The organism is Kitasatospora sp. NPDC059599, from assembly GCF_042735125.1.
Lineage (GTDB): Bacteria > Actinomycetota > Actinomycetes > Streptomycetales > Streptomycetaceae > Kitasatospora.
This window is the reverse complement of sequence record NZ_JBHWCL010000043.1, coordinates 44057-59701: the sequence shown is the minus strand read 5'-3', so window position 1 is coordinate 59701 and position 15645 is coordinate 44057. Positions and strand designations below refer to the sequence as shown.

The 15645-nt window shown below is 77.0% G+C and carries 8 protein-coding genes and 1 pseudogene; 7 read left to right on the top strand and 2 right to left on the bottom strand.

Annotated features, from left to right (window positions below):
- Together ACFV04_RS17520 and ACFV04_RS17515 are read left to right on the top strand one after the other, a co-directional pair.
- Nucleotides 1-787, top strand: a pseudogene (locus tag ACFV04_RS17520) (hypothetical protein); the annotation flags it as partial.
- Nucleotides 756-2414: a serine/threonine-protein kinase gene (locus ACFV04_RS17515; RefSeq protein ID WP_380529906.1), complete on the top strand. Its 1659-nt coding sequence runs from the start codon at nt 756-758 to the stop codon at nt 2412-2414. The pseudogene ACFV04_RS17520 and the gene ACFV04_RS17515, both read left to right, overlap by 32 nt.
- A gap of 151 nt (nt 2415-2565) precedes the next feature.
- On the opposite strand, the gene ACFV04_RS17510 is transcribed toward ACFV04_RS17515, so the two are convergent.
- Nucleotides 2566-3126 carry a hypothetical protein gene (locus ACFV04_RS17510; RefSeq protein WP_380529904.1) on the bottom strand — a complete coding sequence of 187 codons (561 nt, stop codon included), beginning with the start codon at nt 3124-3126 and terminating at the stop codon, nt 2566-2568.
- Nucleotides 3127-3324: 198 nt separating this feature from the next.
- Between ACFV04_RS17510 and ACFV04_RS17505 the strand changes: the two genes are divergently transcribed.
- From ACFV04_RS17505 to ACFV04_RS17485, 5 genes are all read left to right on the top strand, one after another.
- Nucleotides 3325-5670, top strand: coding sequence for an ATP-binding protein (locus ACFV04_RS17505; protein ID WP_380529902.1), 2346 nt, complete (start codon nt 3325-3327; stop codon nt 5668-5670).
- Nucleotides 5671-6007: 337 nt separating this feature from the next.
- On the top strand, nt 6008-7210 hold the full coding sequence (locus ACFV04_RS17500; protein WP_380529900.1) for a hypothetical protein: 1203 nt from the start codon (nt 6008-6010) through the stop codon (nt 7208-7210).
- A gap of 105 nt (nt 7211-7315) precedes the next feature.
- Nucleotides 7316-10696 (top strand): right-handed parallel beta-helix repeat-containing protein, encoded by a 3381-nt coding sequence (locus tag ACFV04_RS17495; protein WP_380529899.1) that lies wholly within the window; start codon nt 7316-7318, stop codon nt 10694-10696.
- A gap of 423 nt (nt 10697-11119) precedes the next feature.
- Entirely contained in the window at nt 11120-11473 is a 354-nt protein-coding gene (locus ACFV04_RS17490) for a hypothetical protein (RefSeq protein ID WP_380347992.1), read from the top strand.
- Nucleotides 11474-11762: 289 nt separating this feature from the next.
- Nucleotides 11763-12437 carry a sigma-70 family RNA polymerase sigma factor gene (locus tag ACFV04_RS17485; RefSeq protein ID WP_380529897.1) on the top strand — a complete coding sequence of 225 codons (675 nt, stop codon included), beginning with the start codon at nt 11763-11765 and terminating at the stop codon, nt 12435-12437.
- A gap of 169 nt (nt 12438-12606) precedes the next feature.
- On the opposite strand, the gene ACFV04_RS17480 is transcribed toward ACFV04_RS17485, so the two are convergent.
- A complete protein-coding gene (locus tag ACFV04_RS17480; RefSeq protein WP_360268194.1) occupies nt 12607-15438 on the bottom strand; it encodes a BTAD domain-containing putative transcriptional regulator in 2832 nt (943 codons plus the stop codon).
- Nucleotides 15439-15645: the final 207 nt, after the last annotated feature.

Genomic DNA, 15645 nt, shown 5'->3' with positions numbered 1-15645 from the left:
GGCCGGCCCGGTGGCCGTCGCGACCACGGTGGCGGCCGTCCCGGCCCCCGCGCCGTCCGCTCCCGCGCCGTCCGCCCTGGCCCCGACCGAACCGCAGGCGCCCCCCGCCCGGCGCCGCCGGGGGTTGCGGATCGCGCTGGTGGCGGGCGCGTTCGTGCTGGCGCTCGCCGGCGTGGCGGGCGGGTTGGTGGCCACGGGCGTCGTCGACCTCGACCCGGAGCCGGTCCCCACCCCGGGCAACGTCCCGCTCTCGCAGGTCGGGGACGCGTACGCGGCGGTGGTACCGAGCTGCCTCGACGCCGCCAAGGTGACGGTGTCCGCCGACTTCGGGCCCCCGGGCGGCAACCCCGGCACCTTCGAGGCGCCGGACGAGAACGGGAAGCACCCGGAGAAGCTGTGCGACTGGCAGACGCGTTCCGGCGACCAGATCCAGATCGTCTGGGACGTCTTCCCGACCGTCCCCGGCGGGAAGACCGGCGCCGAACGGGCGAAGCAGCACTACGAGGCCCTCTACCTGGGCGGCCGGACACGTGACACCGGCGTCACCTTCGCCGAAGAGGCCTTCTGGCTGCCGAAGGACCACCTGGACGAGGACAACTGCGTGCTCTACGTCCGCGACGTGAACCTGTACGTGTTCGTCGCGGTGAAGGGCGCCGGCTATCCGCGCGGGCGGTGCGAGGAGATGACCAAGTCCGTCGCCGCCGGCGCCGTGAAGGTCGCGAAGGACGTGTCCGCCCACGGCTCGGTCGGGCCCGATCCCACCCCCACGTCGAAGGTGGTGCGGTGACGGGCACGACGATGCGGCCGCGCCGCGCCGCGCGTCCGACCCGGCCGAGGTCGGGCCGTACCGGGTCCTCGCCGAACTGGGACGCGGCGGGATGGGCCGGGTGCTGCTGGGCGCCGCCCCCGACGGGCGGCTGGTGGCGGTCAAGCAGGTGCACGACCGGTTCGCCGCCGACGAGGGCTTCCGGGCCAGGTTCCGGCGGGAGGCCGGTGCCTCGCGCCGGGTGTCCGGGGCGTACACCGCGGCCGTGATGGACGCCGACGTCGACGCGCCGACGCCCTGGCTCGCCTCGGTGTTCGTGGTCGGGCCCTCGCTCGGCGCCGCCGTCGAGGCCGGTGGCCCGCTGCCCCAGGACGCGGTGCACCGGCTCGCCGTCGGACTGGCCACGGCGCTGGTGGAGATCCACCGGGCCGGGCTGATCCACCGCGACCTCAAGCCGGAGAACGTGCTGCTCACCGACGACGGCGTGCGCGTCATCGACTTCGGGATCGCCCGGGCGGCCGAGGAGGACGCCGAACTCACCCACACCGGCGGCGTGATCGGCTCGCCCGCGTACATGGCGCCCGAACAGGCCGAGGGCCGGGCGCTCACCCCGGCGGCCGACGTGTTCGCGCTCGGCTCGGTGCTGGCCCTCGCCCTGACCGGCCGCAGCCCCTTCGCCGGGGCCTCCACCCTGCAGACCCTCTACAACGTCGTGCACACCGAGCCGGACCTCGCCGCCGTCCCGGCCGCCGTCGGGCCGCTGCTCGCCGCCTGCCTGGCCAAGGACCCGGCCACCCGCCCCACCCCGGCCCGGCTGCTCGAACTGCTCGGACCGGTCGCCCCCGCCGCCCGGCCGTGGCCACCCGCGGTGCACACCCTGATCGCCGCGCAGCAGACGGCCGTGGACGGGCTCCTCACGGACCTGCCGGGCGCCGCACCGACGCGACCGCGGCGGGACGAGCCGACCTCGTACCACCTGGCGGTGCCCGGGCGGACCGCCCTGGCCACGGCGGTGGACACCGGGCCCGGAGCCGACGCGCCCGCCGCCGTCGACGGCACCCCGCGCAGGCGGTCGCGCCGCACCGCCGTCGCCCTGGCGACCGCCGGGGCCGTCGCCGCGACCGGCCTCGGCGCGTACCTGTGGCTCCGCGACCCGAACGGCCCTGCCGTCCCCGACAAGTACCTGAAGGCGCCGGTCTGCGCGGAGGCCGCCGGGCGGCTCCCGCTCCCGGCCGCCGAGCGCAAGCAGGACGACGACCACTACTCCGAGCAGTCGTCCAACGCCGAGACCCGGTGCTACTGGTACGGCTCGTCGGTCGTCTCCGGCACCCGCTCCTGGGACCAGGACCCGTCCGCGATCGTCCGCTGGACGCTCCGCCGCAGCGCCGGGACCAGCGACAACGCGACACAGGTCCAGCGTGCGGACTTCGGGCGCTCGGCCGACGGCAAGCGGAGCGCCAGCGGCCTCGGCATCGGCGAGCAGGCGTACTGGGACTCGCCGGGCAGGGGGGCGAACTGCTCCCTGGCCGTCCGCGACGGCAACCTGGTGCTCTCGGTCGACCTCGGCGGCACGGGCCACCCGGCGAGCGGCTGCGAGGCGGAGGCCGCGACGCTCGCCCGCGCGGCGCTCGCGGCGATGCCGCGCTGAGGCGCCGGTCTGCACGGCGCGGGCCCACTGCGGGCCGAGGCGGCGGGACGGTGCCGGACGCGAGCCGCGGCACCCCCGTCGCCGCGGCTGCGGTTCGGCCCGGGAGGACGGCGAACGGTGTCCGGACGGCACCGCCCGCCGTCCCGCCGGGTCAGTTCGTCACGGTGACGCAGCTTCCGGTGTACACACCGCCGTTGGCGTTGCTGTAGCCGCACCACCAGCCGCCCGCGACGTAGGTGTAGGGCTTGTAGCTCACGGTGTACGTGCCCGCGCCCGCGGCGAAGCTCGCGCGCGCCACGATGCCGCCCGACGGGTTCTTGATCTGCATGTCGGCCCAGGCGTCGGACCCGTAGGTCGTGGTGTTGTACATGGTGCTGACGTAGTAGCCGCTGCCGTTGACGGAGAAGCAGACCCTCGGGTTGGCGCCGCCGCAGTAGCTGCCGCTGTCGGGCCGGAAGACGCCGCCGGCGACGGACGCGTCGTCCAACCGGGAGACGGTGAGCACCCCGTAGGCGGTCCTGACCTCCTTGACCACGACGGCGCCGGACGGGGCCGACGCCGCGCCGCTCGGCGCAGCGGCCGGTGCGGTGCCCGGCGTGGCCGCCGCGGCGCCGACCGTCCCGGCCGTGCCGAGCGCGGCGAGGGCGACGGCGACCACGGCCGTCCTGGTCAGAGCCCTGGTCGGGCGCGAAGCGATCGTGCGGACGTTCATGTCTTCCTCCTCGGGTGGGCCGGTCGTGCGCCTCATCGTTGCTGACGGTCGGTCAGATCGACCACGACGTTGACCTGACGTTGACCTGACACTTGGGCCCGCTCCCGCTACGCTCGTTCGCGGTCCGCCCCGGAGGCGCGGGGCGGGGCCGGCCGCACGCTCGGCCGGGCGACCCTGGGGGATGGGTGGGGGGCTGCTGTGTTCTCCGGACTGTTGCGGGAGCGACGCCTGTCGGCGGGGTGGAGCCAGGACGAACTCGCCGAGCGCTCGGGGGTGTCGGCCCGGTCGATCAGTGCGCTGGAGGCGGGCGGGCGGCGGCCGCGGATGTCCTCGGTGGTCCGGCTCGCCGAGGCCCTGGGCGTCGATCCGGACACCCGGGCCCGGTGGCTGGCGGCGGCCCGCGCCGTGGGCGCCGAGGAGCCGGCCGGACCGGACGCCCCGGCGGCCGCCCGGCCGCCCGCACCCGACGCGGTGGCCGTCCCGCCGTTCCCGCACCCGCCGGCCGGGCCGGCCGTGCCGCAGCAACTCCCCATGGCCATCCGTCACTTCACCGGCCGCTCCGACGAACTCCGCGAACTCGACGCACTGCTGGGCGACCGGATCCCCGGCTGCGGCGCGGTGGTGATCTCGGCGATCGCCGGCACCGCGGGCGTGGGCAAGACCACGCTCGCCGTGCACTTCGCCCACCGGGTGGCCGACCGCTTCCCCGACGGGCAGCTCTTCGCCAACCTGCGCGGCTTCGACCCGGCCCGGGCCCCGACGGACCCGGCCGACGTGGCGCGCGGCTTCCTGGACGCGCTCGGCGTCCCGGCCCCGCGCATCCCCACCGACCCCGACGGGCAGCTGGCGCTCCTGCGCAGCCGGCTGGCCGGCACCCGGACGCTGATCGTCCTCGACAACGCCCGCGAGGCGGAGCAGGTCCGTCCGCTGCTGCCCGGCTCGGACACCTGCCTGGTCATGGTCACCAGCCGGAACCGGATGCCCGGACTGGTCGCGCTGGAGGGCGCCGTCCCGCTCGCCCTCGACGTGCTCTCCCGCGCCGAGGCGCGCGAACTGCTCGCCCGCCGCCTCGGCCCCGGGGCCGTCGAGGAGCAGCCCGAGGGGACCGACGAACTGATCGAGCTGTGCGCCCGCCTGCCGCTCGCCCTGAACATCGCCGCCGCGCGCGCGGCCGAGCACCCCGGCACCCCGCTCGGCGTCTGGGCGCGCGAACTGCGCGACTCCCGCGCCCGCCTGGACCTGCTGTCGGCCGGCGACGGCCACGCCGACGTGCGGCTCGTGTTCTCCTGGTCCTACCGCGCCCTTAAGCCGCAGGCCGCCCGCCTGTTCCGGCTGCTCGGCCTGCACCCCGGGCCGTCCATCGGGGTCGCCGCGGCCGCGAGCCTCGCGGGACTGCCGCCGTCCCGGACCCGCCGGCTGCTGGACGACCTGCACCGCGCCCACCTGATCGCCGAGCCGGACCGCGGCCGCTACACCCTGCACGACCTGCTGCGCGCCTACGCCGCCGAACGGGCGGCCGCCGACGAGCCCCCGCGGGAGCGGGCCGGGGCGACCCTGCGGATGCTCGACCACTACCTCCACACCGCGCACCGGGCCGGCTGCCTGGCCTACGCCGACGACGCGTCCTGGCAGCCGCTGCCGCTCGGTGAGCCGGCCGCCGGGGCGCAGGCCGAGGCCCTCGCCGACCGGGCGCAGGCCCTCGCCTGGTACCGCGGGGAGCAGGCGGTGCTCGAACGGGTCGTCGACCTGGCCCACCGGGCGGGGCTCGACGCGCACGCCTGGCGACTCGTCGGCGTACAGGTGTCCTTCCTGCTCAAGTCGGGGCTGTGGGCGCAGTGGCAGCGGGCCGGCGAGACCGCGCTCGCCGCCGCCGAACGGTCCGGGGACCTCCGCGGCCGGGCCCACGCGCACCGCTGGCTCGGCCAGGTCCACCGCTCCCAGGGCCGCCAGCCCCGGGCCCGGCACGAACTGGGCCTGGCCCTCGACCTGTTCGACGCGCTCGGTGACCGGCCGGGCGAGGGCAGGACCCGGCTCGACCTCGCGCTCGCCCGCGGCGAGGAGCACGACGACGCGGAGGCGGTGTCGGAGTCCCGGCGGGCGCTGGAACTGTTCCGGGAGATCGGCGACCGCAACGGGCAGGCCCTCGCGCTCAACAGCATCGGCTGGTACCTGACGCACCGGGGCGAGCCGCGCGCCGGGCTCGTGCACTGCCGGCAGGGACTGGACCTGGCCCGCGCCACCGGAAACCTCCCCGCCCAGTCGTCCATCCAGGACAGCATCGGCTACATCCACCACCAGCTCGGCGAGTACGGGGACGCCCTCCCCGCCTACCACGAGTCCCTGCGCCTGCGGCAGGAGGTCGGCGACTACTTCCTCCAGGCCGACATCCACACCCACATCGGCGACACCCACCTCGCCCTCGGTGACACGGCGGCGGCTTCGGCCGCCTGGACGAGGAGCCTGGCCATCCTCGAACACCTCCGGCACCGCGACGCCGACGCCGTCCGGGCCCGGCTGGACGCCCTCGGCGCCGGCGAGCACTGACGCCGGGCCCCGGAGCACGGACCGCCCGGCCGGTCCGGGCTGAACCGGCCGGGGAGGTCCGCCCGTACCTCCCTGGAGGAGTGAAGTCGAACACAGGGGACGCATGGTGGGCGAGGAACAGCGCGGCGGGTCGGGGCGGAGGCCGGCCGGCATCCGACTCCCTTCGGTGAACTGGGCGTTGGCTGCCGAGGAGGCCCCGACAACCGCGCCGGAGTCGGGGGCCGCGCCGAAGTCGGGGACCGCCCCGGAGGCGGGGGAGGCGGCTGCGGGCGCACCGACCGTCGTGTTGCCCGCGCGGGGCGGGGCCGGGCCGAGGTCCGCCTCCGGGTCCGGGGCCGTGTCCGGGACCCTTGGCGCGCCCGAGGCGGAGCCGAAGGCCGAAGCAGGGGGCCGGGCCGCCGCCGCTCCGGGGGTGTCGGCCGCCGGGACGCCCCGGACCTCGGCCGCCGCATCCGCCGCATCCGGCGCATCTTCCGAGGAGGCCGGTGCGGACCCCGGTGCCCGTCCCAGCCGGGTCTCCCGGCCGATGATCGCGGCCGCCGTCGCCGTCGGCCTGGTGCTGATCGGCACCTCGGTGGTGGTGACCCGGCTCGGCGGCAACGGTCCCGGGCACGGGCCCGGCCGGGCCGACGCGCCGCCCGGGTACGGGCAGGGCGGCGGGGACGGCGGCAGCGGCTTCGTCCCCGGGTACGACGAGCACGGCGGCACCAGCGGCGGCGGCCCCGCCCCGGACGGTCAGCCAGGGGCGGTCGTCCCGCCGGTGGACGCCGGTTCGGCCTCGCCGACCCAGGCGCCGAACGGCGCCGGCGGGGGCGGCGGCTCCAACGCCGCCACCCAGCCCGGCGGCGCGGCCAACCCGCAGACGGGAGGCGGGAGTTCCGCGGGCGGGACCGGCCAGGCCCCGGGCGGTCCGGGGGGTGCCGCCCCGGGCGGCGGCACCGCCGGCGGTGCCAAGCCCGGGCCCCAGCAGCCCGCGCCGACCCAGCCCGCCCCCAACCAGCCGGTCCCGCCGCCGGCCGGGTCCCCGACGTCGGCGCCGCCGGCCGCCAAGCAGCCCGCGCCGGTCACCGCGATCGCCGGACCGTACTGCGGCGGGTACCGCACCGTCGGCTGGTACGACGACGGTGACAAGGGCTGGCGCAACAACTCCGGCGGCTACACCGGCGACGGCTGCAACGGCACGTACGCCTCGATGCCGATGTCCGGTGACGCGAACGACGACAAGAGCAACTCGGTGGTCTGGACCTTCACCCTGGACAAGGTCACCAGCTGCACCCTGGCCGTCTACATCCCGGCCAGCGGCAACGTGAAGCAGGTCGGCGGCAACCCGAGCTACTACACGGTGCAGAGCGGCGGCGGCCAGGTCGGCTCGTTCTCCATCAACCAGACCGCCAGTCTCGGCAGTTGGGTGACCAAGGGGCCGTTCCCCTACCGCGGCCCGATCGCCCTCACCCTGCACAGCCGCGGCGTCGACTGGACCAGCGGGGCCAAGGGGGCCCACCACGCCGCCAGTGCGGTCCGCGCGACCTGCACGCCCTGACCCGGGCGCCAGGGCGACGACCCGGCCGACGGTCCGGTGACCCGGCCGGCCGGCCGGGTCACCGGTGACGAACCACCACGCCCCATGACGAAGGGAACCCCAGGCATGTCGCGCCCGGTGCTGACGGTCTGCGCGGAGCAGCGGGAGCCCGGCTCCTACCGCACGATCGGCGAAGCCCTCCAGGCCGCCGGCAGCGGCGCGGTGATCTCGGTCCGCCCCGGCCGGTACGACGAGAACCTGGTGCTCACCAAGGAGGTCAGCATCGCCGCCGAGGACGCCCGGGGCAGCGTGCGGATCAGCCCGCGGCGCGGCTCGGTCGTCCAGGTCCTCGCCGAAACCGTCCGGCTGACCGGCTTGGTGCTGCTGGGGCAGGACGACCAGCTGCCCGCCGTGGACGTCCCGCGCGGCCGGCTCGCCCTGCGGGACTGCGAGGTCGTCGGCAACGCGTGGACCGCCGTGCTCGCCCGCCGGCAGGGCGAACTCGCCATGCACGGCTGCCGGGTGGTCAACCCGGCCGGTGCCGGACTGGTCGACACCTCCACCGGGGCCGGCCTCGTCGAGGACAGCCTCATCGAGCACCTGGGCACCTCCGCCGTGGTGATCGGCGAGCGGGCGGCCCCGACCGTACGGCGCTGCGTGCTGCGCGACGCCCGGGGCAACGGGGTGTGCGCCAACGGGGAATCGGGCGGCGTGGTCGAGGACTGCGAGATCTCCGCCACCGACAAGCCCGCCGTGGCCCTGGAGGAGCGCAGCGGCCTGCGCCTGTTGCGCACCGAGATCCGCGACAGCGCGCTGGGCGTGTTCGTCGGCTCCGCCGCCCGGGTCGTGCTGGAGGACTGCACCGTGACCGCCGTCCGCGGCCACGGCTACCTGCTCACCGACGGCACCGACCCGCTGCTGCGCCGCTGCCGCGCCGTGCGCCCCCACGGCCACGGCCTGCACATCACGGGCGGGTCCCGGGGCACCTTCGAGGACTTCGAGGTCACCGCCCCCGCCCGGGCCGGCATCCACGTCGGCGGGTCGGCCCGCCCCGTCCTGATCCGGGCGGCGGTGCACGACGCCGAGACCGACGGCGTCGAACTCACCGGCGGCAGCGCTGCCGACTTCGACCGGCTGGAGGTCCGCTCCGCGGCGGGCACCGGCATCGTGGTGCGCGAGGGCGCCGACCCGCTGCTGCGCCGGACCACCGTCACCGCCGCCGGCGGCCACGGGATCGAGGTGCTGCGCGGCGGGCGCGGCCGGGTCGAGGACGCCACCGTGCTCCGCTCCGGCATGCACGGCGTGCGGATCGCCGACGGCGCCCGCACCCACGTCCGCGGCAGCGAGGTGCGTGACGGCAGGTCCTGCGGCATCTCGGTCGGCACCGGGGGCACCGCCGTCCTGCACGAGGTCGACGCCACCGGCAACGCCTTCGACGGCGCGAGCGTCGAACGCGGCGGCGAACTGACCGCCACCCGCTCCCGGCTGCGGACCAACCGCCGCCACGGACTCCACCTGATGGCCGGCTCCCGCGCCACCCTGACCGCCTGCCGGCTCACCGACAACACCGCGGACGGGCTGCGCTCCGAGTCCGCGGAGCCCGTCCGGCTCACCGACTGCCTGGCCACCGGCAACCGGGGCGCGGGACTGCGGCAGACCGAGCCGACCGACCGGCTCGCGGTCGAGAACCTCGACAGCGGACACAACCGGTCGCCGGACGCCCACGGTCCGACGCCGGCCGCCGCCACCGAGCCCGGGACGGCCGCCACCGCCACCGACGGGTCCGCGCCCGCCGACGGGAGACCCCGGGGCCACGCCGCCGGTACCGGCCCGTCGGGTCCGCACGGGCCGCAGGCCCTGCTGGAGGCCCTGGTCGGGCTGGAGGGCGTCAAGGAGCAGGTCGCCACCCTGGTCAACCTCACCAAGCTGACCCGGCGCCGGGAACGGGCCGGTCTGCCCGCCGTGCCGATGAGCCGGCACCTGGTCTTCACCGGGCCGCCCGGCACCGGCAAGACCACCGTCGCCCGGCTCTACGGTGCCATCCTGGCCGAACTCGGCGTGCTGCGCAGCGGCCACCTGGTCGAGGTCGCCCGCGCCGACCTGGTCGCCCCGGTCATCGGCGGGACCACCCTGAAGACCACCGAGGCGGTCAGGAAGGCCCGCGGCGGTGTGCTCCTCGTCGACGAGGCGTACGCGCTGTCCGCCGACTCCGCCGACTCCGGCGGCACCGGGCCGGACGTCGGCCGCGAGGCGATCGACACCCTGGTGAGGCTGATGGAGGACCACCGGGACGACCTCGTGGTCGTCGTCGCCGGGGACGAGGCCGGGATGCGCGCGTTCCTCGCCGCCAACCCCGGCCTGGCCTCCCGGTTCAGCCGGACCGTCGAGTTCGCCGACTACGCCGTGGACGAGCTGGTCACGATCGTCGACCGTACGGCCGACGGACACGGCTACGAACTCGCCGACGGCACCCGCGAGGCGCTGGCCGCGCTGTTCGAACGGATGCCCAGGGGTGCCGACTTCGGCAACGGCCGGGCCGCCCGTACGGTCTTCGAGGACGTGGTCGACCGGCAGGCCTCCCGGCTCGCCGGGCTGGACCGGTTCGACGACGCGGCACTCACCCGGCTGCTGCCGGCCGATGTCGGCGAGCAGGCCGCCCCGGCCGTCGGCGCCACGGCGGGGGAGGCCGGTCCGCTGGCACAGCTGCGCTCGATGGTCGGCCTCGCCGCGGTGAAGGAACAGGTCGAGAATCTGGTCGACCTGCTCACCCAGGTACGCCGCCGGGAGGAGGCCGGACTGCCCACTCCGAGGATCAGCCACCACCTGGTCTTCGCCGGGCCGCCGGGCACCGGCAAGACCACCGTCGCCCGGCTGTACGGACGGTTGCTCGCCGAACTGGGCGTGCTGCCCGGCGGCCGGGTCGTCGAGGTCACCCGCGCCGACCTGGTCGGCCGCTACATCGGCCACACCGCCCAGCTCACCCGCGACGCCTTCGAACGCGCCCGCGGCGGCGTGCTGTTCATCGACGAGGCCTACACCCTCACCCCGCGCGGCGGCGACTTCGGCGGCGACTTCGGGCAGGAGGCCGTCGACACCCTGATGAAGCTCATGGAGGACCACCGCGACGAGGTCGTGGTGATCGTCGCCGGCTACCAGGAGGAGATGCGGGGCTTCCTCGCCTCCAACCCCGGCCTGGCCTCCCGCTTCCCCCGGCAGATCGCCTTCGACCACTACAGCGCCGACGAACTCGTCACCATCGTGCGGCTGCAGGCCGAACAGGCCGGCTACGTCTGCGCCCCCGGGACCCTCGCCGCCCTGGCACAGCTGTGCGAAGCCGTCCCGCGCGACCGCACCTTCGGCAACGGCCGCTTCGCCCGCCGGACCCTGGAAGCGATGATCACCCGGCAGGCCGGCCGCCTCGCCCGCCTCGACGGCGTGGACCCGGTCGCGCTGGGCCTGCTGCTGCCGCAGGACGTCCCGGCCGGACGGCCCGACGGCCTCGGGTGAGCGACGCGCCGTCCGTGCGGTGAATCCCCTGCGCGCGGGGCGCGACGGCGTGCGACCTGCGGTGGGGCCGGCCGCCGGCCGTGAACTCCTGGTCCCGTCACGCCCCGGACTCCCGGTCCTGCCGCGCCCGACCGACCGGCGCCCCCGGGCGGCGCCCCGGTCCGGACCACGGTTGACGGGCCCGCTCCGGTTCACCTGAACCGGCCCCGGTGGGAGGACCGTTGAGCGGGGCAGGGCGCGGCGCGCGCCCCCGTCGTGCCGGGAGGCCGGGCTGCTCCGTAGCCCGTCCGGTCGTTCGGCAGAAATCCTCTACCCGACCGGCTACCGCTCGGTACCGTCGTGCGGTGGCACCCGGCGCCCGCCGAGTGCCACCGAGGTCGAACGAGTGTGAGTCCCGTGATCGGGACGGGGGAGGGGCACGGGATGGATGCGGACGGTCCGGAGGCGCGCGAGCTGATCGCGGCCCTGGTGCGGGCGGGCGCACCGAGTGTGCCGGGGCCGACCGGGCTGGGTGTGCCGGAGGCACCGGCGGAGGAGGTGATCGCGGTCGCCCGGCGGCTGGCGCTGCGGGCGGTGCCGCAGGGCCGGTGGCGGCCGGGGTCGGCGCCGCCGGGCCTGCTGGGGGTGGCCTCGGCGCTGGTCGTGGACGAGCACCCGTCGGCGGCGGCGTGGTCGGCGGCGGAGCGGGAGCGGCTGGCGACCTGGGTCGCGATGCTGATCGAGCACCGGGGCGAGGACGGGGTGCAGGAACTGCTGCGGGCGCTCGCCGTCGACTAGCCCCGTCCGGCCCTGTCCGGCGTCACCGGGCCGCGGGGGGTGCGGCGCGGGTTGCGGTCCGGGGGCGGGAACACGCCACGGGAACGGGCCGCGGGGGTGCGGGGCGGGCGTCGCCGACAGTGGCTCCGGCGGCGGTCCGGGGGCTGTGAGCCGGGGCGTTGGCGGATCGTTGGTGAGGACTTGGCGGGGTCCGGCAGTCTGCTCTCACAGTCGCCGCCGGGGCCGTCCGGCCGGTGCCCAACGGTGCCCTGCCCGCGCCGTGTCCCCTGCCCGATCTGAGAGGTAGCGCGTGTCGAAGCCGTCCGCCGCCCAGCCCACGCCCGTCGCCAAGCCCTCCGGGGGCCCGTCGGACGTGGAGGGGGCCGTCACCGCCCCGGCCCGCGAGGCCCGTCCGACCCTCGACCCCGACACGCTCGCCGAGATCCACCGGCTGCACGGCGGCTACCTGCTGCGTGCGCTGCTGCGGACCACGGGCGGCGACCGCGGCAAGGCCGAGGACATCCTGCAGGAGACCCTGCTGCGCGCCTGGCAGCACCCGGAGGCCCTGAGCGCCGGGCCGGAGCAGAGCCGGCCCTGGCTGTTCACGGTCGCCCGGCGGATCGCGATCGACCACTACCGGATGGCCGCCGCCCGCGCCAAGGAGGTGATCGGCGAGCCGCTGGAGGACCGCCCGCTCGCCGAGGACCCGTACGAACAGGTCGTGGTCGCCCGGGACATCTCGCTGGCGCTGCGCCGGGTGCAGAAGCACCACCGGGAGGTGCTGGTCGAGCTGCACCTGAAGGACCGGTCGGTGCTGGAGGCCTCGGCCCGGCTGGGGGTGCCGCCGGGGACGGTCAAGTCCCGCAACTTCTACGCGATCCGGGCGCTGCGTCCGGTCCTGGCGGCGGAGCACGGGTACGCCCCGACCGCGCGGTCGTCGGCGGCGGCGGCCGCGGAGAGCGGCGCCGCCTCGGCAGCCCGGTGACGCCCGGCCGGTGAACGGCCTGGTGACGCCCGATCGGTGAACGGCCCGGTGGTGCCCGGCCGGTGAACGGCCTGGTGACGTCCGATCGGTGAACAGCGCGGTGCCGCCCGGCCGGTGGCCGGCCCCGGGTCGGCGGCCCGGGGCCGGGGCGCAGGTCACCGACCCGGGATCACCGGACCGGTGACCGGTCCGGGGAGCGGCGGTCGAGCGACTCCTCCAGGCTCGTGGTGAACTCGCTGCGGTAGCCGGCCGACCGGTCGTGGCAGCGGAAGCGGTCGAGCGCGGTGCGCAGCCGCTCGCCGACCTCCCGCTCGCGGCCGCGGGCCAGCAGGTGGGCGGCGTAGGACTGTTCGGCGAGCGCGTGCAGGTAGAGCAGGCCGGCTTCCTCGCAGGCGGCGAGCAGCCGGTGCCAGGCGAGGTCGGCGGTCTCGTCGCGGACGGTCGGCGGGAGGGCCTGCGCCTCGGTCAGCATCGACCAGAGGTGGACCTGGGTGACCGGCGCGGGCGGCAGCAGCTCGCGGGCCTCGCGGGAGCTGAGTTGTGCGCCGTCCCGGTCGCCGGTCGCCAGGCTGACCCAGCCCTGGTGGACCTTGGCGTCGACGAGCCGGCGGCGGTTGCCCGAGGCCACGGCGAGGGAGGTGGCGGAGGCCGCCAGCCGCCCGGCCTCGGCGGGGTCGCCGAGCATCGCGGTGACCAGGGCGAGGGTGGCGAGAGCCCGGACGCGTGCGGACGCGGCCCGCGGGCCGTCGGCGGAGTCGGTGGCGGCCACCGCCCTCCGTGCCGCCTCGGCCGATTCGTGCCGCCGTTCGAGCGCGACCAGCGCCTGGGCCCGGCAGTTGTGCAGCAGGGCGATCGCCACCGGGTCGCCGCACCGTTCGGCGGCCTCCTGGCCGACGCGGGTCCGGGCGAGCCAGTCGGTGAAGCGGCTGGCGCCGTAGTAGAGCGAGCCGCTGGTCAGCGCGAGGCGCCAGGCGCGTTCGGGGTCGGTGACGGCGAGGGCGTCGACCAGTGCACGGACGGCGGGTTCCTCGGCCCGGAACCAGTCGAGCGCGGTGCGGATGTCGACGGCGGACGGGAGGGCCTGCGGCGGGTGGACGGGCGGGTCGGCGTCCTCCTGACCGGGGTCGAGGAAGGAGCCGCAGTGCTGGAGGGCGGCGAGGTAGTGGTCCGCCAGGCGCTCCCGGAGCAGCTGCCGGCGCGGTTCGGGCAGGTCGGCGAGCAGGTCCGCGCCGAACAGCCGGACCAGGTCGGTGCGGCCGTAGCGGCCGGGGGCGGTGCCGGTGAGCAGGTGGTGGGCGGCGAGTTCGCCGAGCGCCCGGTGGGCGGTGGCGGTGTCCGTGCGGAGCAGGGCCGCGGCGGCCAGGGTGTCCACCTCGCCGCCGGGGTGGACGGCCAGGGCGGTGAGCAGGTCGGCGGCGGACGGGGAGAGCCGGCGGTGCGTGAGCCGGAGTTGTGCGCCGATGCCGTGGGCGCCGTCGGCGTCCAGGACGGCCAGCCGGGTCCGTTCGTCGGCGAGTTCGTCGGCGAGTTCGGCGACCGTCCAGTCGGGCCGGGAGGCCAGGTGGGCGGCGGCGGTCCGCAGGGCGAGCGGCAGCCGGTCGCAGAGGCGGACGAGGCGGGCGGCCGCCTCGGGTTCGGCGCGGACCCGTTCGGGCGTCAGGGCGCGTTCGAGGAGCAGCAGGGCGTCCTCCTCGGGCAGCGCGGCCAGGCGCAGCAGGGCGGCCCCGTCGAGGGCGACCAGGTCCTCCAGCGGGCCCCGGCTGGTGACGACCGCGGCGCAGCCGGGCCCCTCGGGCAGCAGGTCGGCAACCTGGTCGGGGTCGGCGGCGTCGTCCAGGACCACCAGCAGCCGGCGGCCCCCGGTGCGTTCGCGGAACAGCGCGGCGCGTCCGGCGCGGTCGGCGGGGACGGCGTCGGCGGGAACGCCGAGGGCGTGCAGGAAGTCGGCGAGGACGGCGTCGGGGCGCGCCGGGCCGTCCGGGTCGAGGCCGTGCAGGTCGGCGTGGAGCCGGCCGTCGGGGAAGCGGGCGGCGGAGCGGTGTGCCCAGGCGGTGACCAGCGCGCTCTTGCCGACCCCGGCGGGGCCGACCACCAGGACCGGGCCGTCCGCGGCGCGGTCCGGGCCGCAGTCGTGGTCGAGCCGGTCGAGTTCGGCCTGCCGTCCGACGAAGTCCACCATCCGGCGGGGGAGTTGCTGGGGAACCCGGGCGCCGGACCCGGGCGCCGGGGGCACGGCGGGCAGGGCGTCAGGACGGTCGTCGGCGAGCACCTCGGCGAGGGCCGCCTGCAGCGCCGGGCCGGGCCGGATCCCCAGTTCGCGGTCCAGCCGCTGCCGGGCCCGGTGGTAGGCGGTCAGCGCGTCGGCGGGCCGGCCGGCCTGGCGCAGGCAGCGCATCAGCAGCGCCACCGGTTCCTCGCGCAGCCCGTCCGCGCGGACGTCCTGTTCCAGGACCGCGACCGCCGCCGCACCGCTGCCCTGGCGCAGCCGCAGCGAGGCCCAGCGGAGCAGGGCGGCGGTGCGGGACTGCTTCAGGTGGTCCACGGCGGCGGTGCGCAGCGGGGTGTCGGGCAGGTCGGCCAGGGCCTCGCCGCGCCACAGTCGCTGCGCCTCCTCCAGCAGCGCGATCGCCTCGGTGTCGCCACCGGGGCCGCCGGTGTCGGCGTGCTCGGCGGCCCGGGCGGTCAGCGCCTCGAAGCGCAGCGCGTCCACGTCGTCGGCCGGTCCGGTCAGCAGGTAGCCCGACGCCCGGGTGTGCAGCTCGAACGGGGTGTCGGCGAGCACCTTGCGCAGCGCGGCGACGTGTCCCTGGACCGCGGCCCGCGCGCTGGCCGGAGACCGCTCGCCCCACAGCGCCTCGCAGAACCGGTCCACGGTGACCACGCGTCCGAGCCCGAGCGCCAGCAGGGCCAGCACCGCACGCCGCTGCGCCCCGGCCAAGGTCGCGAAGCCGTCCGCCCCGACCCGCAACTCCACCGGGCCGAGCAGCCGAATCCGCACCACGTACCCCCACGTTCGCCGCACACCACGTCCGGGGTGGCCCCCGGGGTGGAGCAGTGTAGTGCGCGGACCGCGCCGGTCCGCACCAGGTCGTCGTCCCTGCCCCCGGTGGACGCGGGAGGGGCGGGTGCCGGTTGCGTCGGCCGCCGGGGCGTTTCGGCCGCGGGCCCGTGCCGGGGCCGGAGGCCGTGGCGGCGACCGGTCCTTCGT

Excerpts from the sequence above, each read along its gene's own strand:
- ACFV04_RS17490 (WP_380347992.1), top strand. The coding sequence starts at position 11,120 with ATGGATGCGGACGGTCCGGAGGCGCGCGAGCTGATCGCGGCCCTGGTG.
- ACFV04_RS17510 (WP_380529904.1), bottom strand. The coding sequence starts at position 3,126 with ATGAACGTCCGCACGATCGCTTCGCGCCCGACCAGGGCTCTGACCAGG.
- ACFV04_RS17495 (WP_380529899.1), top strand. The coding sequence starts at position 7,316 with ATGTCGCGCCCGGTGCTGACGGTCTGCGCGGAGCAGCGGGAGCCCGGC.